The sequence below is a fragment of the Chryseobacterium antibioticum genome (genome assembly GCF_012927325.1).
In the GTDB taxonomy this organism is placed as follows: domain Bacteria; phylum Bacteroidota; class Bacteroidia; order Flavobacteriales; family Weeksellaceae; genus Chryseobacterium; species Chryseobacterium antibioticum.
This window is the reverse complement of sequence record NZ_JABBGI010000009.1, coordinates 104,338-127,968: the sequence shown is the minus strand read 5'-3', so window position 1 is coordinate 127,968 and position 23,631 is coordinate 104,338. Positions and strand designations below refer to the sequence as shown.

22 protein-coding genes are annotated in these 23,631 nt (G+C 38.1%); 18 read left to right on the top strand and 4 right to left on the bottom strand.

The annotated features are described in order from the left end of the window. Positions 1–69: 69 nt before the first annotated feature. The 12 genes from HHL23_RS08760 to HHL23_RS08705 all read left to right on the top strand — a co-directional run bounded on the left by HHL23_RS08760 (position 70) and on the right by HHL23_RS08705 (position 15,274). Positions 70–1,431, top strand: a complete 1,362-nt coding sequence (locus HHL23_RS08760) for a c-type cytochrome (protein ID WP_169234432.1) — start codon at positions 70–72, stop codon at positions 1,429–1,431. Positions 1,432–1,454: 23 nt separating this feature from the next. After that, positions 1,455–4,520 carry a TAT-variant-translocated molybdopterin oxidoreductase gene (locus HHL23_RS08755; RefSeq protein WP_169234431.1) on the top strand — a complete coding sequence of 1,022 codons (3,066 nt, stop codon included), beginning with the start codon at positions 1,455–1,457 and terminating at the stop codon, positions 4,518–4,520. 25 nt (positions 4,521–4,545) lie between these two features. Beyond that, the gene (gene nrfD, locus HHL23_RS08750; protein WP_073336711.1) at positions 4,546–5,943 is read left to right on the top strand and encodes an NrfD/PsrC family molybdoenzyme membrane anchor subunit; all 1,398 of its coding nucleotides are present in this window, start codon (positions 4,546–4,548) and stop codon (positions 5,941–5,943) included. After that, complete coding sequence (locus tag HHL23_RS08745) at positions 5,930–6,451, top strand: DUF3341 domain-containing protein (RefSeq protein ID WP_047398786.1); 522 nt, start codon at positions 5,930–5,932, stop codon at positions 6,449–6,451. Before nrfD ends, HHL23_RS08745 begins: the two co-directional genes overlap by 14 nt. 1 nt (position 6,452) lies before the next feature. Next, complete coding sequence (locus tag HHL23_RS08740; RefSeq protein ID WP_169234430.1) at positions 6,453–7,154, top strand: c-type cytochrome; 702 nt, start codon at positions 6,453–6,455, stop codon at positions 7,152–7,154. 8 nt (positions 7,155–7,162) lie between these two features. Continuing rightward, positions 7,163–8,494, top strand: coding sequence for a quinol:cytochrome C oxidoreductase (locus tag HHL23_RS08735; protein WP_169234429.1), 1,332 nt, complete (start codon positions 7,163–7,165; stop codon positions 8,492–8,494). Between the two features lie 167 nt (positions 8,495–8,661). Next, positions 8,662–9,678 carry a hypothetical protein gene (locus tag HHL23_RS08730; protein ID WP_169234428.1) on the top strand — a complete coding sequence of 339 codons (1,017 nt, stop codon included), beginning with the start codon at positions 8,662–8,664 and terminating at the stop codon, positions 9,676–9,678. A gap of 160 nt (positions 9,679–9,838) precedes the next feature. Beyond that, positions 9,839–11,035 (top strand): hypothetical protein, encoded by a 1,197-nt coding sequence (locus HHL23_RS08725; RefSeq protein WP_169234427.1) that lies wholly within the window; start codon positions 9,839–9,841, stop codon positions 11,033–11,035. Continuing rightward, on the top strand, positions 11,035–11,571 hold the full coding sequence (locus tag HHL23_RS08720; RefSeq protein ID WP_169234426.1) for an adenine phosphoribosyltransferase: 537 nt from the start codon (positions 11,035–11,037) through the stop codon (positions 11,569–11,571). The genes HHL23_RS08725 and HHL23_RS08720 overlap by 1 nt, the downstream gene beginning before the upstream one ends. Positions 11,572–11,738: 167 nt before the next feature. Next, a complete protein-coding gene (locus tag HHL23_RS08715; protein WP_169234425.1) occupies positions 11,739–12,446 on the top strand; it encodes a YfgM family protein in 708 nt (235 codons plus the stop codon). A gap of 3 nt (positions 12,447–12,449) precedes the next feature. Continuing rightward, a complete protein-coding gene (ribH, locus tag HHL23_RS08710) occupies positions 12,450–12,968 on the top strand; it encodes a 6,7-dimethyl-8-ribityllumazine synthase (protein WP_169234424.1) in 519 nt (172 codons plus the stop codon). 227 nt (positions 12,969–13,195) lie between these two features. Continuing rightward, the gene (locus tag HHL23_RS08705) at positions 13,196–15,274 is read left to right on the top strand and encodes an LTA synthase family protein (protein WP_169234423.1); all 2,079 of its coding nucleotides are present in this window, start codon (positions 13,196–13,198) and stop codon (positions 15,272–15,274) included. Here the strand turns inward: HHL23_RS08705 and HHL23_RS08700 are convergent. Genes HHL23_RS08700 through HHL23_RS08690 form a run of 3 tightly spaced genes read right to left on the bottom strand, consistent with a single transcriptional unit; the run spans position 15,264 to position 17,041 of the window. After that, complete coding sequence (locus tag HHL23_RS08700; RefSeq protein WP_185194865.1) at positions 15,264–16,391, bottom strand: glutathionylspermidine synthase family protein; 1,128 nt, start codon at positions 16,389–16,391, stop codon at positions 15,264–15,266. The two genes, HHL23_RS08705 and HHL23_RS08700, sit on opposite strands and share 11 nt — an antisense overlap. A gap of 3 nt (positions 16,392–16,394) precedes the next feature. After that, complete coding sequence (locus HHL23_RS08695; RefSeq protein WP_169234422.1) at positions 16,395–16,721, bottom strand: hypothetical protein; 327 nt, start codon at positions 16,719–16,721, stop codon at positions 16,395–16,397. Further along, positions 16,721–17,041: a hypothetical protein gene (locus tag HHL23_RS08690; RefSeq protein WP_169234421.1), complete on the bottom strand. Its 321-nt coding sequence runs from the start codon at positions 17,039–17,041 to the stop codon at positions 16,721–16,723. Before HHL23_RS08690 ends, HHL23_RS08695 begins: the two co-directional genes overlap by 1 nt. 77 nt (positions 17,042–17,118) lie before the next feature. On the opposite strand from HHL23_RS08690, the gene ypfJ reads away from it, so the two are divergent. Continuing rightward, on the top strand, positions 17,119–17,976 hold the full coding sequence (ypfJ, locus tag HHL23_RS08685) for a KPN_02809 family neutral zinc metallopeptidase (protein ID WP_169234420.1): 858 nt from the start codon (positions 17,119–17,121) through the stop codon (positions 17,974–17,976). 53 nt (positions 17,977–18,029) lie between these two features. On the opposite strand, the gene HHL23_RS08680 is transcribed toward ypfJ, so the two are convergent. Beyond that, the gene (locus tag HHL23_RS08680) at positions 18,030–18,875 is read right to left on the bottom strand and encodes a GLPGLI family protein (RefSeq protein ID WP_169234419.1); all 846 of its coding nucleotides are present in this window, start codon (positions 18,873–18,875) and stop codon (positions 18,030–18,032) included. Positions 18,876–19,020: 145 nt separating this feature from the next. Here HHL23_RS08680 and HHL23_RS08675 point away from each other — a divergent pair, with 145 nt between their 5' ends. The 5 genes from HHL23_RS08675 to sufD all read left to right on the top strand — a co-directional run bounded on the left by HHL23_RS08675 (position 19,021) and on the right by sufD (position 23,576). Continuing rightward, positions 19,021–19,350, top strand: a complete 330-nt coding sequence (locus HHL23_RS08675; RefSeq protein ID WP_034739378.1) for a HesB/IscA family protein — start codon at positions 19,021–19,023, stop codon at positions 19,348–19,350. 81 nt (positions 19,351–19,431) lie between these two features. Then, positions 19,432–20,880: a Fe-S cluster assembly protein SufB gene (gene sufB / locus HHL23_RS08670; RefSeq protein ID WP_169234418.1), complete on the top strand. Its 1,449-nt coding sequence runs from the start codon at positions 19,432–19,434 to the stop codon at positions 20,878–20,880. A gap of 7 nt (positions 20,881–20,887) precedes the next feature. Then, a complete protein-coding gene (locus HHL23_RS08665; protein ID WP_169234417.1) occupies positions 20,888–21,391 on the top strand; it encodes a GNAT family N-acetyltransferase in 504 nt (167 codons plus the stop codon). Positions 21,392–21,409: 18 nt separating this feature from the next. Continuing rightward, a complete protein-coding gene (sufC, locus tag HHL23_RS08660; RefSeq protein ID WP_169234416.1) occupies positions 21,410–22,153 on the top strand; it encodes a Fe-S cluster assembly ATPase SufC in 744 nt (247 codons plus the stop codon). A gap of 115 nt (positions 22,154–22,268) precedes the next feature. Beyond that, the gene (gene sufD / locus HHL23_RS08655; RefSeq protein ID WP_185194866.1) at positions 22,269–23,576 is read left to right on the top strand and encodes a Fe-S cluster assembly protein SufD; all 1,308 of its coding nucleotides are present in this window, start codon (positions 22,269–22,271) and stop codon (positions 23,574–23,576) included. Positions 23,577–23,631 lie beyond the last annotated feature (55 nt).

Here is a 23,631-nt window from a genome sequence, read left to right as displayed (position 1 = left end):
ATTCCTGTTAAAAATATTATTTTTGCGGAATTGATTGGTTCAATATTTTACTAACATAAGATAATTTAAATGATTAGTTGGAGAAAGCATTATAAACAAACGTTGATCGCAATAGGCTTATTGCTATCGACAAGTGCTTCAATTTACGGGCAAGACGGCGATCCTAAAAATGGAGAGAAACTTTTCAAAGCGAATTGTACTGCATGTCACGCGCTGGACAAACAGGTAATAGGACCACCTCTTAAGGGTGTTGTAGAACGTGTAAAGACAGAGGGTGGTGTAGACAGAGATTGGCTTCACAAGTGGATCAAAGACAACAAAGCTCTGAGAGCTTCTGGGGATAAATACGCCAATGAGATTTTCGAAAAATTTAATAAAACTGAAATGTTGCAGTTTCCTAATCTTACGGAGAAGGATATAGACGACATTTTAGCATTCACCACTAATCCTCCGGCTCCGGAAGAGAAGAAACCGGCAGCAGGAACAGCTACAGCAGACGGTGCCGCTGCAGCTCCAGCAAATAATACTACAACAAGCGTAGTTATTATTTCACTTCTGGCCATTGCAGCTCTATTGGTTTGGATCTTAATTAAACTGAGACAATTGGTTAAATTAGGTCAATCCGAAGACTTAGCAGGACTTAACGAAACGAGAGTTAAATCTTTCAGCGAAATTTATGAGAAGTACCACTACATAGGTAAAGCAGCATTGGGTATCCTTGCCCTTCTGGCCGCTTATGGAGTTTGGAACTGGATTATGTGGATCGGTGTTTACAAAGGGTATAAGCCTGAACAGCCTATCTACTTCTCTCACAAAATTCACGCTGGAGAACAAAAAATTGACTGTCAGTTATGTCACTCAAGTGCCAAATATGGTAAAGTATCCGAAATTCCATCGATGAACGTTTGTATGAACTGTCACAGAACTATTTCTGAGTACAATGCAGACCACTACATGGAGCCAGGAAAAGATAAAGCATTCTACGACGGTGAGATCCAGAAGATCTATGCAGCTACAGGCTGGGATCCTGCCAAACAGCAGTACACTGGAAAAACACAGCCGGTTGAATGGACCAGAATCCACAACATGCCAGACTTCGTGTACTTCAACCACTCTCAGCACGTAGTAGCAGGTGAACAAGCGATCATCAATTCTTTCAACAAAAAGAATCCAAACAACAAAATTGATGTTGTATGTAAAGCTTGTCACGGAAAAATTGATACAATGAATGTTGTTCAAATGGCTAACGACTTCACCATGGGATGGTGTATCGAATGTCACAGAACTACTGAGGTTGATATGAACAACGGTTATAATAAAGAATACTTCAAGAATCTACATGACAAGTTGAAAAAACAATATCCTCAGGATGGCGGTAAGATCACTGTAGATGCAATTGGAGGTCTTGAGTGTGGTAAATGTCATTATTAATAACTAAAAAATTAGAAGTATAAATGGCTTCAAACAAAATACAATTTAGAAGTATTCATGAACTTAGAGATCCGGCTTTAAACAATAAGCTGGCTCAGAAAGAGTTTCAGGAAGAAATTCCGGTAGAAAATTTCCTTGGAGATGCTGAACAAAACGGATCCAGTACTTCAAGAAGAGATTTCTTAAAAATATTAGGATTCTCTACAGCAGCCGTAACATTGGCTGCCTGTGAAGCACCGGTGATCAAAACGATTCCTTATGTGGTAAAGCCACATGACATTATTCCAGGGGTTCCGAATTATTACGCTTCAACATATTTTGACGGATTCGACTTCGCCAGTGTTTTAGTAAAGACCCGTGAAGGAAGACCGATCAAAATCGATCCAAACCCGGCAGCAGGTGATTTAGGAACAACCAATGCAAGAGCTCAGGCAAGTGTACTTTCTCTTTATGATAATGATAAAGTAAAGCAGCCTAAACTGGATGGTAAAGACGAAACTTTCGATAAAGTAGACAGTTTTATCCTTAAAGGTTTGGCAGATGCCAATGCAGTAGGTAAAAAGATTGTGCTTTTGTCACACTCTTTCCCTTCTCCTACTTTCAAAAAGTTGTTTGCTGAATTCAAAGCTAAATATCCTACTGCTGAACTGGTAACTTATGATGCTTATCCTCACTCTGCAGCTTTAGATGCAGCTCAGGAAGTATTCGGACAAAGAGCATTACCGGTTTATGACCTTAAAGGTTCAGAATTGGTAGTTTCTTTCCAGGCAGATTTCTTAGGAGATTACAACGGAGCAAGTTTAGAAACATCTTTCGCAGCAGCAAGAAAGCCAGGACCAAACATGTTGAGACACATTCAGGTGGAATCCAACATGTCATTGACTGGTGCTAACGCTGACTCAAGATACAGATTAAAGCCAAGTGCTGTAAACAAAACTCTAGTTGAAGTTTACAATGCAATCGTAGGTGCTGGTACTTCTGATAAGACGGCTACTGAAATTGCAACCGAACTTAAAGCGAAAGGCAGCAAAGCTGTTGTTTTAGCAGACGGTTCTAAAGGAGCACAGGTTTTAGCCCACTTAATCAACCAAAAATTAGGTTCAGTTGCTTTCACAGGTAAAGCGAACTTCCTTAAAGAATTTGATAAAGCAAGATACCAGGAATTCTTAGGGTGGGTAAATGCAGGTCAGGTTGGTGTATTGATTGCCAACAATGTAGACCCTATCTATTCTCATCCAAAAGGAGAAGATTTCAAAAAATCTTTAGCTAAAGTTGCTTGTGTAGTCGCTGTAGCTGACAAGAAAAATGAAATGTACAAAGCAGCGAAAGCTGTAATCCCGGTTGCTAACTGGCTAGAGTCTTGGGGAGATATCGAACCTCAGACTGGAGTATATTCATTAATGCAGCCAACGATCCAGAAGATCTATAAATCAAGACAGATTGAAGAATCTTTATTGGTTTGGAAAAATGGAAAGAACAATGCGACTAATAATTACTATGACTATCTAAAAGGAAGCGCCGCTTCTATCTTAGGAGCTACTTCTTTCAACAAAGCTTTATACAACGGTATCACGACTTCAAATAATGCAACTGCATTATCATATTCAGGAGGAAATGCTGCTCAGGCTATTGCTGAATTAGGAAACTTCAAAGCTTCTGAATTAGAATTGGTACTATACACCAAGCCTTCAATGGGTGACGGTACTCAGGCCAACAACCCTTGGCTTCAGGAATTACCGGATCCTATCACAAGAATGTCTTGGGATAACTACTTGACAATTTCTCCTAAAGACGCAGAAAAGTTCGCAATTGACAATGATCTTAACGCAAGAATGCAGCTGGACGGTTCTATCGTAAACCTTACTGTAAACGGAGTAACCATAAAAGACGTTCCTGTATTCATTCAACCGGGACAGGCAGAAGGATCTGTAGGTCTTGCGCTTGGATACGGTAAAAAAGATTCCGGAACAACTGCTGATACAGGAGTAAACGCTTATCCATTATTTGACGGTTCTAACTTAACTGTTTCAGGAGTTAAGATCGAAAAAACAGGAGAAGACCACGAATTTGCAGGTATCCAGCTTCAGAATACGTTAATGGGACGTTATGAAATCGCGAAGGAAGTTCCTTTGGCAGAATTCATCAACGTAGCTTTCGATGACGAACATAAAGGATGGAACAAACCTTTGGAATATCATACGATTAGTGGAGCTCTTCCGGCAAGAAAGATTGACCTTTGGGATGCTTTCGATGATACGGACGGACCTCACTTCAACTTATCAATCGACTTGAACTCTTGTACTGGTTGTGGAGCATGTATTATTGCTTGTCAGGCAGAAAACAACGTTCCTGTAGTAGGTAAAGAAGAAATCAGAATGTCTAGAGATATGTATTGGTTAAGAATTGACCGTTACTATTCTTCAAGACAGAAAGTAGAAGTATACGAAGGATTGAAAGAAGGAATGGCAGTACCTGAATTGTACGGTACAGCATTCGGAGACGGAGGTGCATTAAACCACCCTGCAGACAATCCAGATGTGATCTTCCAGCCGGTAATGTGTCAGCACTGTAACCACGCTCCTTGTGAAACTGTATGTCCGGTAGCGGCTACTTCACACGGTAAGCAAGGTCAAAACCATATGGCTTACAACAGATGTATCGGTACCAGATATTGTGCAAACAACTGTCCGTACAAAGTAAGACGTTTCAACTGGTTCACGTATAACTTAAATGACAAGTTCGATTTCAATATGAATAACGATCTTGGAAGAATGGTACTAAACCCTGACGTAGTAGTAAGAACTAGAGGGGTTATGGAGAAATGTTCAATGTGTATCCAGGAAACTCAGGCTACTATTTTAGCAGCTAAGAGAGATAATAGAAAAGTAACAGATACTGAATTCAAGAATTCTTGTGCATGTGCTGCTGCTTGTTCTACCGGAGCAATGACGTTTGGAGACATGAATGACAAAGAATCTGAAGTGAGAGAATTATATTCTAGCAACAGAAGATATTATTTACTTGAAGAGATCGGCACAAAACCAAACGTGTTCTATCACACTAAAGTAAGAAACAGAGTAGAAAAATAAAGTTTAAATAATAAATAGGTAAAAAATGTCAGGACATTACGAAGCTCCGATAAGGGAACCTCTAATTATTGGTCACAAAACTTATCACGATATTACAGAAGATATCGCACGACCTATCGAAGAAAGAGCAGGTAAATTATGGTGGATCTCACTATATGCAGCCTTAGTTCTATTCATCTATGGATTCGGGTGTATCGCTTATACTATCGGGACAGGTATTGGAGCATGGGGGCTTAACAGAACTATTAACTGGGGTTGGGATATTACCAACTTCGTATGGTGGGTAGGTATCGGTCACGCCGGGACCCTAATCTCCGCAGTATTATTATTATTTAGACAGCGTTGGAGAATGTCTGTAAACAGATCTGCAGAGGCGATGACGATCTTTGCGGTTGTACAGGCAGCAATCTTCCCTGTAATCCACATGGGTAGAGTTTGGGTAGGATACTGGGTTTTCCCATTACCAAACCAATTCGGTTCTCTTTGGGGGAACTTTAACTCTCCTCTACTTTGGGACGTATTTGCTATCTCAACGTATTTCTCAGTATCAACTGTATTCTGGTTTATGGGACTAATCCCTGACTTTGCAATGATCAGAGATAGAGCTAAAACACCTTGGACTAAGAAAATTTATACATTCCTAGCATTCGGATGGGGTGGAAAAGCAAAACACTGGCAGAGATTCGAAGAACTTTCTTTGGTTCTTGCAGGTTTAGCAACTCCACTTGTATTCTCGGTACACACCACGGTATCTTTTGACTTCGCAACTTCAGTTATTAAAGGATGGCACTCTACAATTTACCCTCCTTACTTCGTAGCTGGTGCGATCTTCTCAGGATTCGCAATGGTACAGACCCTATTGTTGATCGCTAGAAAAGTATGTCACTTAGAAGAATATATTACTATGTATCATATCGAAATTATGAACATTGTAATCGTTCTTACAGGTGGTATGGTAACCGTAGCTTATGCTACTGAATATTTCATCGGATGGTATTCCGGATCAAGATTCGAAGACTTTACATACCTTTCTCCAGGTGCTGCAGTAGGGCCCTACTGGTGGGCATTCTGGGCACTAATCACGTGTAACTTAATTGTTCCGGCTTTATTCTGGTTCAAGAGAGTAAGAACAAACATTATTGCAACATTTATTATTGCTTTAATTATTAACATCGGTATGTGGTTTGAGCGTTTTGATATCATCGTTATCAACCTTTCAAGAGATTACTTACCAGGATCTTGGACTATGTTTAAGCCAACGATTATTGATGTGGGTGTATACTTAGGAACAATCGGATTCTTCTCTGTATTATTCTTACTATACGCAAGAACGTTCCCTGTAATTGCACAGGCTGAATTAAAATCGATTCTGAAAATTTCAGGTGAAACTTATAAAGCAAAAGAAGGAGATGAGCACCACTAAAATTGTATACGGACTTTATGCTGACGACGACGATTTAATGAACGGCGTTAAAGCATTCAACGATAAAGGAATTGCGATCAACGAAGTGTATACTCCGTTTCCGGTTCACGGACTTGACAAAGCTCTAGGATTAAAGAAAACCAGAATTTCTGATGCCGCATTCTTCTATGCTCTTTATGGGGTTACCATCGGTGCTACTGTAACTTGGTATGTGATGAATCATGACTGGCCTCAAAATATTGGTGGTAAACCTGCTTTTGACTGGGCACACAACATGCCTGCATTCGTAGTTCCAATGTTCGAATTAATGGTTTTCTGTGCCGCTCACATGATGTCTTTAACCTTCTTGGTTAGAAACAAAATGTATCCCGGAGCTCCGGCTCAGAATCCAGATCCTAGAACTACTGATGATAAATTCATGATGGAATTTGTAACTGAAGACGTAGAGTCTGTAAAACAGTTACTTATTGAAACGGGAGTTGAAGAAATAACTGTTAAAGACGCTTAAAATGAAAAAGAATGTATTAAAAATTACAGCAGTTTTAGGTTTAACAACAGTTTTACTTAATTCTTGCGGACCAAAAGAAAATACACCCCTAGTCTATTTTCCGGATATGTACTTTCCGGTAGCTTACGATCCATTGATGAAAGCTCAGGATGCTTATTCAGATCATGAAAATGAAATTCCTGCTTTCGTTAAAAATAGTTTTGCTACAGGTCTTGCACCAGTAGAAGGATCAGTGGCTCAAAACAAAGACGGAGTTTTCGAAGAAAGTCTTCTTCCTAAAAATGTAGATGAGTATAATGCAGGTTATGATGCTTCTAAAAAAATGACAGGATCCCCTCTTAATCCGGCTAATGCAGCTAAAGATATTGAAAGAGGAAAAATGTTATTTGATCATACTTGTGCAGCATGCCACGGAACTGGTGGTGATGGACAAGGTCCAATTGTACAAACCGGAGCTTTCTCTGGGGTACCAAACTATGCTGACAGAGAACTTACTGTAGGATCTGTTCATTATGTATTAACTAACGGTAGAAATGCAATGGGATCTTATGCTGGCCAGCTGAATGCTGGTGACAGATGGAGAGTAGCCATGTATGTGATGAGCGCCTTCAAAAAAGGAGCTGCAGCACCCGCAGCAGCTACAACGGCTACAGCTACACCAGCTGCAGCGGCAACAGAGACTACTACCGAAACTAAAAAATAAGAAAAGAAATGTATAGTTTTTCACCAAAATTAAAATCAACTTCTCTAATACTTCTTGTTGTAGGTTTAGTTCTGTTTGGTATTGGTTTTTTCATGAATCATGGAATCAGTACAGAGAGAATTAAAGAAATGATGGAGGCAGTTCATTCTGCAGGTCATAATGCACCTACTCACTCCAGTGAAATGGTAGGACCTCAAGATGAAGCTTCTCATTTAGAGCATGCGACAATGCAGATTCACAATTCGCCTTTAGCATCCATACATTTCGTAGCTGTATTCTTCTTTGGACTTAGTTGTGCAGTATTATTTTTCTACTGTATTCAGCATGCAGCCCATGCAGGATGGCCAATCATTATTACAAGAGTAATGGAAGCTATTGCTTCTTATATTCCTTATGGAGGTGCTATTCTAGTAATATTAATGCTATTGAATATCTTCCACCAAGGTCATATATTCCACTGGATGGATCCGGATTTGACAGACCCTACGTCTGCCCATTTCGATGTAATCTTATTTGAAAAGAAAAGATTCTTAAACATCCCTTTCTATGCGATAAGAACATTTATCTACGTAATAGGGGCTTCATTCTTTGCCTGGAAACTGAAAGCTCAGTCTAAAAAAGTAGATGATACAAAATCTTTAGTTGAGTATCAATTCCTTTACAGATGGGCTGTTGGATATATCGCATTTTTCGGATTTGCTTCTGCCGCTTGGGCTTGGGACTGGTTGATGTCTATTGACCCTCACTGGTATTCTACAATGTATATCTGGTATTCAATGGTAAGCTGCCTTTCAAGTGGAATCGCTATGATTATCCTTCTAAGTGTTTACTTAAAGAAAAACGGATTCTTACCACAGTTCAATGACAATCACTTACACGATTTAGGAGTATTCCTTTTCGCTACAAGTATGCTTTGGACATATACATGGTTTGCACAGTTCATGCTTTACTGGTATGCGAACGTTCCAGAAGAAGTTAACTACTTCTTTGGACGATTCCAGCACTATGGTATTACATTCTTACCAATGCTGATCGTTAACTTCTTATTACCATTATTGGTATTAGTGAGCAGCAGCATCAAGAGAAACTACAAAGTAGTAACTGTTATGGCTGTAGTGGTTATTTTAGGACACATCTTAGATTACTTCAACATGGTAATGCCGGGAACGGTAGGTCCATACTGGAAAACTCCTGAAGTATTCATCTTAATATTAGGTGCTCTCCTTTTTGTAGTTGGATTATTTATGTTCACAGTATTAACAGCATTGTCTAAACTGAAACTGATCCCTACAGGTAACCCATACCTTCACGAATCTGAAATTTATGAGTATCCTTTCTAAGGATTTGTAACAGAAATAAAATAAAAAAGACTGATTGTAATGATCAGTCTTTTTTTGTGCAGACAAGTGAACATTTTGACTTGTTCAGGCAACCATTTTGAATTTTGTGTGTCTTTATAATAAGACTGATCGATTATTATTTCAATAAACAAAAACAAGCTATCATTATGAAAAGAAATTATCTGCTCTTTACGCTGTTCGTTTTCTTATTCAGCTTTATTCAGGCACAAACCGTAGCCTTTGTTTCTGAACAAACGAATAAACCGCTTCCCAAAGTTTCTGTCTTCGGAAAAGACGGAAGCATTCTTGCCTATTCTGATATTGACGGTAAAATTGATAAACAGGCAATCACCCCTTCACAGGAAAAGTTCCAATTGGTTTACAATAATTTCCGTGTTGCCACACTCTCCTATTCCGACTTCAGTCAGGACGTGATTAAAATTAATGATCAGGTCAAAGAAATAGAAACCGTGGTCATCAAAAACTCAAAACCTGCGAAATATATTTTCATCAAAGGAAATTTTAATGCTTACGTTACCGTAAACAGTAAGCTGAACAGTTATACCGACGGAATTGTCACTTACATTTTCGACAATAAAACCAAAAAACTGAAAAGCGCAAATGTTGAACAATACAGGGTTTTTAGATTAACGGGTCCGAAAAGTGAGAAAAAAGAAACTTCATCATGGGATTATGGTAATTCTTTACAGCTTCCAAAACTTAAAAATGTAGGAAACCCCGAAGAATATAAAACAAAAAGAAATACCATTAAAGAACTAAAAGGAGACCGTAAAGATCAGATAGAAGTGACCGGTGCTGCTCTTCAGGAGAAAGAGTTTTCTCTATTCGGATTCAGATTTTTTGATATCAGAACCATTCTGAATATGTCTTTCGAAAAAGGATCTGAAAAAACCCTGAAGGATTTCCTTGAATATAACGAAGTGGCTTTTGTAAAACTTAAACATAAAAGCGAACCTGATTACAACCAGATCATCCTGTACAATAATTTTTATCCTACAGAACTCAATTTCAGTAATGATGACGATATAGAAAAAGTGAAATTTAACAAGGAAAACAGCAATTATAAGACTCAGTTTTGGCAGGACTCCTCATTCCCCAATATGCAGACGATCTTCAGTTCATTTTTCAAAGATGATTTAAAAGAGCAGGAGAACAAAAAATAAGATAAAAAATAAATAGCTGGTCTATTGAAGAACTTGTTACAGAAAAAAGACTGACTGTATTGATCAGTCTTTTTTATGGAAAAAACCTGAAAACACAAAACAAAAAGAAAAACAAGCTATTATTAATAGGTTTTACTAAATTTGCAACAAACAAAATAAAATGAAAAAGTTTTCTTTTCTACTTGTTCTCAGTCTGTTGCTTTTTACAGCATGCAGGAAGGATCATGTAGATGCTACGAATACTAAAACGCTGCAGTCAAGTATTAATGATATGACTTCAAGCCTTTCAACAATTAAACAAATTAAATTCAGTGAAGCTCTTTATATTCTAAAGACTTTCGGTGTAGAAGCAGAAGGTGATGTAGAAGAATTGAAAGCTCTTGGAAAGCTGATCGACGGGAAAAAAGTTCCTGAAATCCTGACTCTGGCTGACCAGGTTGCCCAGAAAAACGGAATCGAATGGGCGAGCACATCTCCTCCTTCACTTGGAGAAATGAATATCTTCGGAGATGATAAAGCTAAAGAAACCGATCCGAATGATGTAAAAGCAAGCTCACTAAGCATTATCACCAGACCTACAGGTGATGACGGAACGGGTGCGCCTACAGCTATTCAAATTCTTCCTAGGCTTGTAGACACAGCAGGAAATCCTGTTTCATTTACCGGTGCAGGTTTAGAAGCTACTTTAGAAGTCTTCAGTAATGGAGTAAAGCTTTCAACCGCTAAAAACCTGATGCAGGATAATAATTTCAAAGGATTTAATTTAAAATTCTCTTCAATTTCTGCCGCAAAAGTGGTAGACGGCAAGATCGACATTACGGTTTCAGTAAAAACGACAGCGAAGACATTCAAAATGTCTAAAATCGGACTTGATGTCAATCCATCAGCGCTGAGAGTTCCTACAGTACCAAAAACGGATTCAACAGTTGTAACACAAGATCCTGCTGCAATTGATCCAAACAACCCTACTGCAACTCCAACAACACCTACAGATCCAAACGCGGCTACTCCTACACCAACCGCTCCTAAACAACCGGCAGCAGACCCAAAAAATACAGTCAGCAAGTTTCTGAACAGCGTAAGTTCTCAGAACCTTAAAGCAGCATACGATACTTCCAGTAACCCAAGTTGGGGAAGCTATGAATCCTTCTCCAATCCTACTTCAGGTTTTGGATCTGTGAAAAATGTAAATGTTAAGAACATTACAACCAATGCGAACAACTCCAGTGGTGCCAGTGTAAACGCCACCTATGATGTAACAGATAAGAACGGAAAAACAACTTCTCTGAAGGTAACTTTCGGACTTAAAAATGTAAATGGAGACTGGAAAATTTCCAGCTATAAAATAAACCCATAATGGCTTCACAAGAACTGATCAAAAGACTCGAAGAAACCATAGAAAATTTCCCTGATTTTCCCATCCCGGGAATCCAGTTCAAGGATATTTCCCCTATTTTTCTCGATCCGAAGCTTTATGAAGAGGTCATCGCAGATTTGGCTGCTTTCAGCAAAGGAAAAGTAGATGCCGTATGCGGAATAGAAAGCCGTGGGTATCTTTTCGGAATTGCCATTGCTGTCACTTTGGAAGTTCCGTTCATTTTAATCAGAAAAGCAGGAAAGCTTCCTCCACCGATTATTTCAGAAAAATATGATCTGGAATACGGAAGTGCCATCATTGAAACCCGTGACGGACAAATCAAAAAAGGACAGAGAATCCTTATCCATGATGATTTATTGGCAACGGGAGGAACTACAGAAGCTGCCGCAAAGCTTGTAGAAAAACAAGGGGCAACAGTTTCCCAGTTCAGTTTCCTTATTGGTCTAAAAGATCTTAATGGCGATGAAAAGCTGAAGAAATTCGGGGCAGAGGTTTATAACATCCTTGAATATTAAACTTTTTTGATATAAAAATATAGGTACTAGAGATGTAACGCTGAGCGGAGTTGAAGCGTTTTTACCATTAACATCTGACAATTCACAACATTTTCACAATAATACTTCAAAGTATTTTGTAAATCATTCAGAAACAATTAAATTTGCATTTCAATTTTTAAGAATTTATGGCAAAATTGGGTAAGAATGCTCCAAATGAGCAAGAAGGTAAAGAAACGGTTGAGTTCTTTAAAGACCTTGACAGAGAGGCTTTAAACACTGAAAGATTTCTTGAGAAATATTCAAAGCAATTGGGTATTGTATTCGGAGTATTGATTTTAGGTGTTTTAGGGTTCTTCGCTTACAAACAGTTTGTAGTAGCTCCTCAAAACGTTGAAGCTGTAAAAAGTTTCCTTGCTGCTCAAAAGAAACAGACTGAAGGTAAAGATAAAGAAGCTTTAGGCGGAAAATCTGCTGCAAATCCAGGTTTTGTAGGAACATATAACGAATATTCAGGTACGAATGTGGGTAAACTTTCTGCTTACAATGCAGGTTTATTGAAATTCAAAGAAGGAAAATTCCAGGAAGCTTACGATCTTTTAGACAAATTTTCATCTGACAACAAAACATTGATGGCATTGAAATTCGGTGCTATGGCAGATGCAAAATCAGGTCTTAACAAAAATGATGAGGCTCTATCTTTATTAGACAAAGCATCAACTGCTTCTGATGATCCTTACACGACTTACTATTTCACAAGAAAAGCAGGTATCGTAGCATTAGGATTAAAGAAAAATGCAGAGGCTAAGAAATACTTCTCTGCTATTGACGAGAAATATCAGGACTACGATAACGGAATGTCTGATTCTTATATTGAAATGACTAAATACTTTTAAAAAATGGCAACAGTTAATCTTTCTGATTACAAGCCACTTCATATAACAAATGCCGAAGATTTTTCTATCGGCATTGTTTTTTCTGAGTGGAATGATTTTGTAACGTACAATCTTCGTGATGCAGCCTTGGAAATCCTTGAAAAAGAAGGCGTAAAACCAGAAAACATCAGATTATTCCCGGTTCCGGGTGCATTTGAGCTTAACTATGCAAGCATGCAGCTTTGCAAAGAAAGAAAGTATGATGCAGTTATTGCTATCGGATGTGTGATCCGTGGTGAGACGCCTCATTTCGATTTTGTATGCTCAGCAGTAGCACAGGGAATCAAAGACTGTAATGTTTTAACGGATACCCCTACTATTTTCTGTGTATTAACAGATGACACTAAAGAGCAATCCATTGCCAGAAGCGGTGGAGATTTAGGAAACAAAGGGGTAGAAGCAGCCGTTACCGCTTTAAGAATGATTGATTTTAAAAAGAATCTTTCTAACAAAAAAGGAAACATCGGTTTCGGGCACTCTTAATTTTTTAATACATCTTAACAGCATACAGGACTATTTTTTAATAGTCCTTTTTTATTGATAATCAACTTCCCTCTGCTCTTTTTCATACATTTGGTTTTATGACCTAATAAGTTAATTCTTCATTAATAATTCAAAAAAATGATAAGAAATGTCATGTTTTCGTTTTTTCTTATTAAAAGTTATATACAAAAACTATCTTTGCGAAAATTAACTTATACTTAACGTACATGTTTCCAAGCAAAATAAAACCATTCTTATATTTAGGAATTTTCTACCTTATTATTTCACTGATCGTACGGATCGTATTCATTTTCCACCCGATCACTACGGCCAGTTTTAGCTTTTTTGAAGTGATAAAAGTCCTTTCTATCGGTCTGTTGAATGACATTTTTGTTTTCACCTTAGCCAGTACAATTTTGGCGGTTTACTTTTTATTTTTATCGAATTCAAAATATAAAAAACCATACGGATATATTATTTTTGGAGCCCTGGTGCTGTTTTTCCTGTACATTCTGCTTGTTCCCAATAATATTTTCAATCAGTATGGGGGATCTATTTCAGAAGTAGCTTTGGCCTTTGTAGGAATTAAGACTCTTTTTTTCGGTCTGATGCTTTTTATCCCTTCAAAGAGGATCAGGATCAGAAATACATTATATTTCATCACACTTTTGCTGTATGTTCTTCTGATCATCTTTAACGCAGTAAGTGAATATTTCTTTTATAATGAATTTGGGGTACGCTACAACTTCATTGCAGTAGATTACCTGATATATACCAACGAGGTCATTGGAAACATTATGGAAAGTTATCCTGTAGTTCCTTTGTTTTCAGCCATCCTGATCATCACTTTAGCCATTACCTGGTTTATTTATAAAAAAACGAAAGACGAGCTTTTAGAACTTCCGGATTTCAAACAGAAAATGATACTGGTCGGTACTTTTGTTGTTTTGGCAGGCATCAGTATTTTCGGTATATCTTCATTAATGCAGATCAGGTCAGATAATGTGTTTGCTGACGAGATCGAAGACAACGGACTTCCAAAATTCTATTGGGCATTTACCCACAATGAACTGGATTATTTCCAGTTTTATCCACAGATCGGTCAGCAGGAAGCTGAAAAGAACTTTTTGAGCCAGTACTCTGAACCTTCCTTAACACGAAATATAGTTGCGGAACAGCCGGAACTTAAGAAAAACGTCGTTCTGATCTCTATTGAAAGTTTATCTGCCGACTTTATGGCACATTATGGTGGTACTTTAAAGATCACCCCTTTCCTGGACAGTCTTGCAGACCGCTCGATGATGTTCACCAATCTTTATGCTACCGGAAACAGAACGGTAAGAGGGCTTGAAGCATTAACGCTTTGTATTCCTCCGACTGCAGGTGAAAGCATTATCAAAAGAGACGACAATAAGAATAAATTCACGACAGGAAGTGTATTCAAATCCAAAGGATATGATGTGAAGTTCCTGTATGGTGGCTACAGCTATTTCGATAATATGCAGGACTTTTTTGCTGGAAATGGCTATGGTATTGTCGACAGAAATAATTTTAAACCTGAAGAAATCACTTTTGCCAATGTTTGGGGCGTTGCCGATGAGGATATGGCTAAAAAAGCAATTCAAACCATGAATGCTGAGGCTAAATCCGGAAAACCGTTTTTCAACCACTGGATGACTGTTTCCAATCATAGGCCTTTTACCTATCCTGATGGAAGAATTGACATTCCGGGAACAGCAAAATCACGGGACGGAGGGGTAAAATACACCGACTATTCACTCAAAATGTTCTTTGAAATGGCTAAAAAGCAGGATTGGTACAAAAATACAGTCTTTGTTATTATTGCCGATCACTGTGCATCCAGTGCAGGAAAAACAGAACTTCCTATGGACAAATACAGAATTCCGGCGATGATTTTTTCGGAAGGCTTTATTCAGCCTCAGAAGTTTGACAAACTAATGTCTCAGATCGATGTGATGCCTACCCTGTTCGGGTTATTGAATTTTAATTATCAATCTAAATTCCTTGGTCAGGATGTCTTCAAAAAAGAATTCCAGCCAAAGGCTTATATCGCAACATATCAGGACCTTGGGTTAGTAAAAGACGGACATCTAACGATCATTTCACCGGTCAAAAAGGTAAAACAATATTCTTTACAACTGGAATCCAGCAGCCTGGCTCCTGAATTCAAACTGCATTATGAGGAAAAACTGGTAAAAAATCCAGAACAGAAACTGGTTAATGATGCGGTATCTGCGTATCAATCTACTTCATTCTGGCTTAAAGAAAAGAAACTTAACCGATAAGGTGAGGTACAAAACGGCTCTGGTTATTGGTGATCAGGTGAACACTCTCTCTGATCCCAATACCGGCAGGCTCCTGCCCGATTACCCAGCTGCCAATCACCGGATAATTGCCTTCAAAATTGGGAAGATCAAATAATTGCTGATAAATAAAACCTTCTTTGCCATATATCCCATCGTTCTCTTCAACAGGAATATTATTTTTGTGTAAGATCACATTGGCTCCCTCTCTGGAATAAACAGGCTTTTTAGCAAAGTCTTTCAGATGTCTGGGTTCAAAATAAGACTCCAACAGATACGGATGATCAGGGTACATTTCCCAAAGGACCGGCAGAATTGCTTTAGATGAAAGCAGGATTTTCCATGCAGGTTCAATCCATTGAGATCTGAAGCCATTTTTCACAAGCTTTTCTCCAAAACCATCTGCAAGAATCCATTCATAAGGATAAAGCTTGAAAATATACTCCATCACGGATAGGTCACCGGCCACGAATTCTGAAATATTCTCGGCCCAGCCAATATCCTGAACAGGAATAAACTCCGTATCAAAACCTGCCTGTGAAGCACAGTCACGCATGTATTCCACATTGGTGACATCTTCAATATTGGTAAGCGATGCGAAATAAACATGATGAGGATTCAGGTAGTTTTTAAGATGTTTCCAGTACTCTACAAGCTTCTCATGAATAGAATTAAACTGATCTTTATAGGGAAACTGTTCCTGAAGCCAATACCATTGTATTACTGATGCTTCATATAAAGAAGTAGGTGTATCGGCATTAAACTCCAGTAATTTCAAATTTTTACCATCAAAACCAAAATCAAATCTTCCGTAAATGGACGGATGATCTTCTTCCCAGCTCGTGATGATATAATTCCGGAACCATTCAGGAATACTGAATTTTTCCCAAAGATTTTTTTCAATAATATAATCTACTGCTTCCAGACACATTTGCCAGAGTTCAGCAGTGGCACTTTCAATTCTATTAATTTCCTCTGGGGTCAACTGATAATAATGACTTTCGTCCCAGTAAAGCCCATCCAGAGAATGATATCCGAAGCCCAGATTTTCAAGTTTATGCTGCCAGTTTTTCCTGAACTGTGATTGAATTCTTTCCATAATTTATGATGATGCACTGAAACCGCTTCTTCCCAGTTGGCCTCTTACGACATTTCCTTTGTAATTATTTCTCCCGATATTGGATTTATTGCTTATTGCATCACTGTAATAGCCAGCCTTCCGATAAGAACCGTAGCTGTAAGCTCCGTATGGTCTGAATGCATGGTATAGAAGGATTCCAGCCATAAAACCATGCGTCCTTGTATAGGAAGCCGTAGTATCAGACCTCATATAGACTTTCTTTTCTGCTTTATCTTTAGGCTTTTCCTGAGAACAGGCTGCCAAGACACCTGTTACAAAAAGTAATTTTATAGAACCGGACTTTTTCATTATTGAACCGTTATAAAAAATTGATAATCTTTTTTTGTTTTGGCAGTATGGTCGTAGCCATTACTGTCTTCTCCTGCTACCAGAGTATCTCCGAGACTCGGGATGGTATCTCTTTTAACAATTTCTTTAAAAAGCTTTTTGTCCTTCCAGATTTTGTGTTTGGTGATAAGAATATCTGTATTATCAAGATGTTCCACAGAAAGCTCAGTCTCAATAGAACCACTCTTATCGACACTGCTTACTTCATCTTCTTTTTCTTTTTCACATCCTGTAAGTGCCATTATGCCAACTAATAACAGGCAAAGTTTAATTTTTTTCACGAGGGCAGTAATTTTTCACAAAAGTAGTAATTTAGTAATGATATTATTTTAAATTTACAAGGCAAAAATTTTATATTATGAAATGGACAGACGATAGAGGCGGGAACGTAGACGACCGCCGTGGTTCTGGGGGTAGTGGAGGTATGATTGTAGGTGGAGGACTCGGAACTTTAATTGTAGCTGCGATTATTTTCTTTTTGGGAGGTGATCCATCGGGGATTTTGAACTCCGGAAGCATACAATCTTCCGGAAGCGGACAACAACGAGAACTCACCGCCCAAGAAAACAAAATTGGAGAAATGGTTGATATGATGGGTAAATGGAACATCGTTACCTGGGATCAGATCTTTAAAGAAAATGGAATGACATATACAAAGCCGGGGATTGTTCTTTTTGAAGAGACCACACAATCCGGATGCGGAACAGCCCAATCTGCTATGGGGCCATTTTATTGCCCTGCAGACCAGAAAATCTATATGGATATGAGCTTTTTTAATGAGCTTCAACAAAGATTTGGAGCCCAGGTAACCGAATTTACTGTTGCTTATGTTTTAGCTCATGAAGTAGGACATCACGTGCAGACTCTTCTTGGAACCACGCAAAAGGTAGACCAACTGAGAAGAAGCGGAAGGTATTCTGAGGCAGAAATGAACAGAGTTTCTGTTGCCACCGAACTTCAGGCAGATTTTTATGCTGGTGTTTGGGCAAAAAGAACAAATGATACAAAAGGTATTCTTGAACCTGGCGATATACAATCTGCCATAGATGCAGCTCAGGCTGTGGGTGATGACAATATCCAGAAAAGGTCTCAGGGTTACGTCAACCAGGAAAGCTTTACTCACGGTTCTTCAGCCCAGCGTAAAGAATGGTTTATGAAAGGGTACAATACGGGAGATATTAAGCAGGGAGACACTTTCAACCAGCTTTTGAAATAATCCCCTTTTTATACAATTAAAAACCCCTGAAGAAAATCTTCAGGGGTTATTTTTTACTGCAGCTCTATAGGATTGCTATTTCTCTTAGCTTCTTCTTTTGCTCGCTCTTCCATCCTTTTTCTCAAATCGGCCGGATTTTGATTTCCACCTCCGCCACCGGAAGCTCTCGGTGGTGCCGGAAAACCGCCTCCGCCTCCACTGTTCTGCATAAATGACATCGGATCTTTTTTATATTTTTCCTGTTGCTTTACATAATCTGATCTTTTTACTTTCAGGACATTTCCAAACTGGTTCAAAGCAGGAATTTCAGCAATTTTATAATTCTTCATTAGATCAAAAGAATATTCTCCTTTATCATCTTCCACTTTAACGATCAGTCCCGGAAGTTCATTAAATTTATACGGTCCGTCCTGATAAGGCAGATCTGTGGTAAACCAGGCTGTCCATTTTCTTCCGCCAAAATCCGTGGTTGCTTTTTGAACTTTGTACTCTCCTATTTTGGTGGTTTCAGAAGACATCTTCCAGTCCAGATGACGATCTTCCTCGTAAACATAAATATCTCTTCCTATCCTATCCTTATAAGACATTTTCTGGGTAGACTTATCTTTTTCAATAGAATAATTGATATTGGACCTGAATGCTTCCAGCTGCTCTCTATTAATTGAACCTCTTCCACCGCCGCCCTGAAAAGCTTTCTGCAAGGTAGAATCTCTCTTGTACCTGTTTTCAGAATAAAAAATTGATTTTTCTGCGGAAATATCTAAATATGCATTTTCAGTTTTAATATCGGATTTATTTTCCGCATCAGGTTTCATGGTTACCTGGTACACAAACCTGTTGTTTTGTGCAGAAATATGCTGCATAAACAGTGCTAAAGCAATAATGCCTATTTTTTTCATTGTACAATAAATTTATTCTTTGGATGTCAAAAGATTAACAAAGTTAAGCCATCAATAATAAAAATCGATAAAATAAAAATGCTAATTTTTATATCCTGATTTTTGTTCGTATTTTTGCATCATTAAATCATTCTAAATAAATACAATGATAAAAGTATCAGACCAAGCAAAGGCAAAAGCCATCCAACTTATGTCGGAAGATGGCTTCAACCCTGCTGAAGATTATATAAGAGTAGGGGTAAAAAGTGGAGGATGTTCTGGTTTAGAGTATGTTTTGGGATTTGACAATCAAAAAACAGACACAGATCAAGTTTTTGAAGACAATGATGTGAAAATTATTGTTGAGAAAAAGTCTATCCTTTATTTAGCAGGAACAATCCTTGAATATTCAGGAGGATTAAACGGAAAGGGGTTTGTTTTCAACAATCCTAATGCATCCAGAACGTGTGGTTGTGGAGAGAGTTTTTCTTTATAATTAGAAGTTAGAAACCGGAAGTTAGAAATAAGCTCATTGCAAAAACTAACGCCTAAAAACTAACATCTAAAATCTATTAAAATGAGTAAATATACTGAAGACGACCTAAGAGTTGATCTTGAAAATAAAAAATATGAATTCGGGTGGGAAACGAAGATCGATTATGAAGATTTCCCAATCGGGTTAAACGAGGATATCGTTCGTGCCATTTCTGCTAAAAAAGAAGAACCGGAATGGATGACAGAATGGCGTTTGGAATCTTTCAGAATCTGGCTGAAAATGACGGAACCAACTTGGGCTAACATTAAATATGAAAAACCTGATTTTCAAGCCATAAAATATTATGCTGCTCCGAAGGTAAACGCTGAATTGGCAAGTCTGGATGAAGTGGATCCTGAATTATTGAAGACTTTTGCAAAATTAGGAATCAATATCGAGGAACAAAAAAGACTTTCAGGAGTTGCTGTCGATATTGTAATAGACTCTGTTTCCGTTAAAACAACTTTTCAGGATACCTTAATGGAAAAAGGAATTATTTTCTGTTCTATTTCTGAAGCGATTAAAAACCATCCTGACTTAGTAAGAAAATACCTTGGAAAAGTAGTTCCAAGAGGAGATAATTTTTATTCAGCACTTAATTCCGCAGTATTTTCTGACGGAAGTTTCTGCTACATCCCAAAAGGCGTAAGATGCCCAATGGAACTTTCTACTTACTTCCGTATCAACCAGGCAGGAACAGGACAGTTTGAAAGAACGCTTGTGATCGCTGACGAAGGAAGTTATGTATCTTATCTTGAGGGCTGTACAGCACCTTCAAGAGACGAAAACCAGCTTCACGCAGCTGTTGTGGAACTGATTGCCATGGATAACGCTGAGATCAAATACTCAACCGTTCAGAACTGGTATCCGGGAAATGAAGAAGGAAAAGGGGGTGTTTTCAATTTTGTAACCAAAAGAGGATTGTGTGAAACAAAAGCAAAAATCTCATGGACACAGGTTGAAACAGGTTCTGCTGTAACGTGGAAATACCCTTCTTGTATCTTAAAAGGTGACGGAGCCATCGGTGAGTTCTACTCTATCGCTGTGACAAATAATCACCAGTATGCAGATACAGGAACAAAAATGATCCATATTGGAAAAAATACGAGATCAACGATCATTTCAAAAGGGATCTCCGCAGGAAAATCTCAAAACTCATACAGAGGTCTGGTAAAAGTAATGCCTTCTGCCAAAGGAGCCAGAAACTTTTCACAGTGTGACTCTCTGTTGATGGGTAATGAATGTGGTGCACATACATTCCCTTATATTGAAATCAAAGATCCTACTGCTCAGCTGGAACATGAAGCAACGACTTCGAAAATTGGGGAAGATCAGATCTTCTACTGTAATCAGAGAGGGATCAATACAGAAAAAGCGATCGCATTGATTGTCAACGGGTTCAGTAAAGAAGTTTTGAATAAACTTCCAATGGAATTTGCCATTGAAGCACAAAAATTATTAGAAATCTCTCTGGAGGGGTCTGTTGGATAATTTGAGTATGGAGACTACAGAAAACTTAATTTTAAGAAAACCTGAAGAAAACGACTTTGAAAGGTTTTTTGAAATTAATAAAGATCCACAAACTAATCTGTATAACCCAAGTGGACCTATGAGTTCTGCTAAAGCAGAAAATACATTCAAAAGAATGCTGGAACACTGGGATCAATATAATTTTGGAGGTTGGACCATTATAGCAAAAGAAAGTAAAAGCATTATCGGCTTTGGTGGCTTGAGCTATAAAATGTATGGAGAAGAAGAAAAACTAAATCTTGGATATCGCTTTGCCGTGGAAGCATGGGGAAAAGGATATGCAACAGAGTTTACAAAGAAAGCTATAGACCTGGGATTTACCGGCATCGGTAAGGACGAGATATTTGGAATTGTTCGTCCAGATAATATAGCTTCTGTTAAAGTTTTGGAAAAGGCAGGTATGACACATATAGGGAAGTTTAACGATGTCCCTGGTCAGCCTGAAAGTTTAGTATATAGAATTCAAAAATAATTTGTTTAGCAAATAAAAATGTTAGAAATAAAAAACTTGCACGCCAGAATTGAAGACGGCGCAGAAATTTTAAAAGGTATTAATCTTGAAATAAAGCCGGGCGAAGTTCATGCGATCATGGGACCGAACGGAGCTGGAAAATCTACTCTTTCTTCTGTAATTGCAGGAAAAGAAGATTATGAAGTAACGGACGGAGAAATACTTTTTCAGGGAGAAAACATCAGCGAAGATGCTCCTGAAGAAAGAGCACATAAAGGAATTTTCCTTTCTTTCCAATATCCGATAGAAATTCCGGGAGTTTCTGTAACCAACTTTATTAAAGCTGCTTTAAACGAAACAAGAAAAGCAAACGGACTGTCAGAAATGCCGGCAAAAGAAATGCTTGCCCTGATTCGTGAAAAATCTGAGCAATTAGGTATAAAAAAAGATTTCCTTTCAAGATCACTGAACGAAGGATTCTCCGGGGGTGAAAAGAAAAGAAACGAGATCTTCCAGATGATGATGCTTAATCCGAAACTGGCAATCCTTGATGAAACAGATTCAGGTCTTGATATCGACGCCTTGAGAATCGTTGCAGACGGGGTAAACCACTTTAAAAACGAAGGAAATGCAGTTCTTCTGATTACTCACTATCAGAGATTGCTTAACTATATTCAGCCTGACTTTGTTCACGTTCTTGCCAACGGAAAAATCATCAAAACCGGTGATAAATCTCTGGCTTTAGAACTTGAAGAAAAAGGATACGACTGGCTTCTTAACTAAGAAGGAATTTTTCAGACGGGATTTTATCAATCCTTTCCGAAGATGCGGAAAACCCGCAGTACATAATGTTATTTTTAAATATATAAAATAAGGTGTGATGGCCGAAATATCAGTAATGGCTTTATACGATCAGATTATTGACAATCACGGTGAATTTTTGGAGAGTCTTCATCACAGATTTCTGGATGAAGAGAGAAAATCTGCTCTTCAAAACTTCGAAAACTCAGGTTTTCCGACTAAAAAAGACGAAGAATATAGATATACCAACGTAAAAGAGATCACAGAGAAAAATTATAATTTTTTCCCTAAAGAAAGTCATAATATCACCAGAGAACAGCTGGACCAGCTGCATTTGGGTGAAGCGAATTTTGACTGGATCGTTTTTGTGAATGGTAAACTTCATAAAGAACTTTCGAAAGTTTCTATCGAGAACGTAGAATTCCTTTCATTCAACTATGCTTTGAATGATGAGAAACACAAAGAAGTATTTGACAAGTATTTTAATACCATTGCTTCTAAAGATACTGCTTTCACGAACTTAAACCTTGCCTACTGCAAGTACGGTTTCTTTTTGAAAGTTCCTAAAAATGTAGTGATCGAAAAACCGATCCACATTTTCTATATTTCTCAGAATCAGGAAGAAAACACATTCTACAATACACGAAATTTACTGATTGTAGAAGAAGGCGCTAAGGTAGAGGTTATAGAAAGTCACCACAATTTTGACAGCACCTATGTGCTAACGAATTCTGTGACAGAGATCTTTACTTATCCCAATGCAAAAGCAGACTGGCACAAGCTTCAGAATGACAACAATACGTCATATCTTATCGACAGTACTTTTGCAAGACAGGAAAAAGACAGCTTAACGACTGTGAATACGTTCACTTTCGGAGGAAAGTTGGTAAGAAACAATTTGGACTTCATTCATAACGGAAGCAATATTAATTCGTTTATGAACGGAATCACGATTATTGGGAAAGATCAGCTGGTGGATCACCATACAGCAGTTCACCACAATTTCCCGAACTGCGAAAGCTACCAGAACTATAAAGGTATTTTCGACGGAAATGCCCATGGAGTTTTCAATGGAAAGGTTTTCGTAGATAAATTGGCTCAGAAAACAAATGCTTACCAACAGAACAACAACGTCCTTTTAAGCGAAGGAGCGACGATTGATACCAAACCTCAGTTGGAGATCTTTGCAGATGACGTAAAATGTTCTCACGGCTGTACAGTAGGCCAGCTGAACGAAGATGCCCTGTTCTATCTGAGAGCAAGAGGAATTTCTAAGAAAGAAGCTCAGGCATTGCTTTTATATGCTTTCGCGAATGATGCGATGCAGAATATTGACATTGAGCCGCTTAAAGAAAAAATTTCGAAACTTTTAGCTGAAAAGCTGAAAGTGGATTTAGAGTTTTAAGACTTATATAAATTGATACCAAAAAAAGCACTTCTCATTTGAAGTGCTTTTTTAT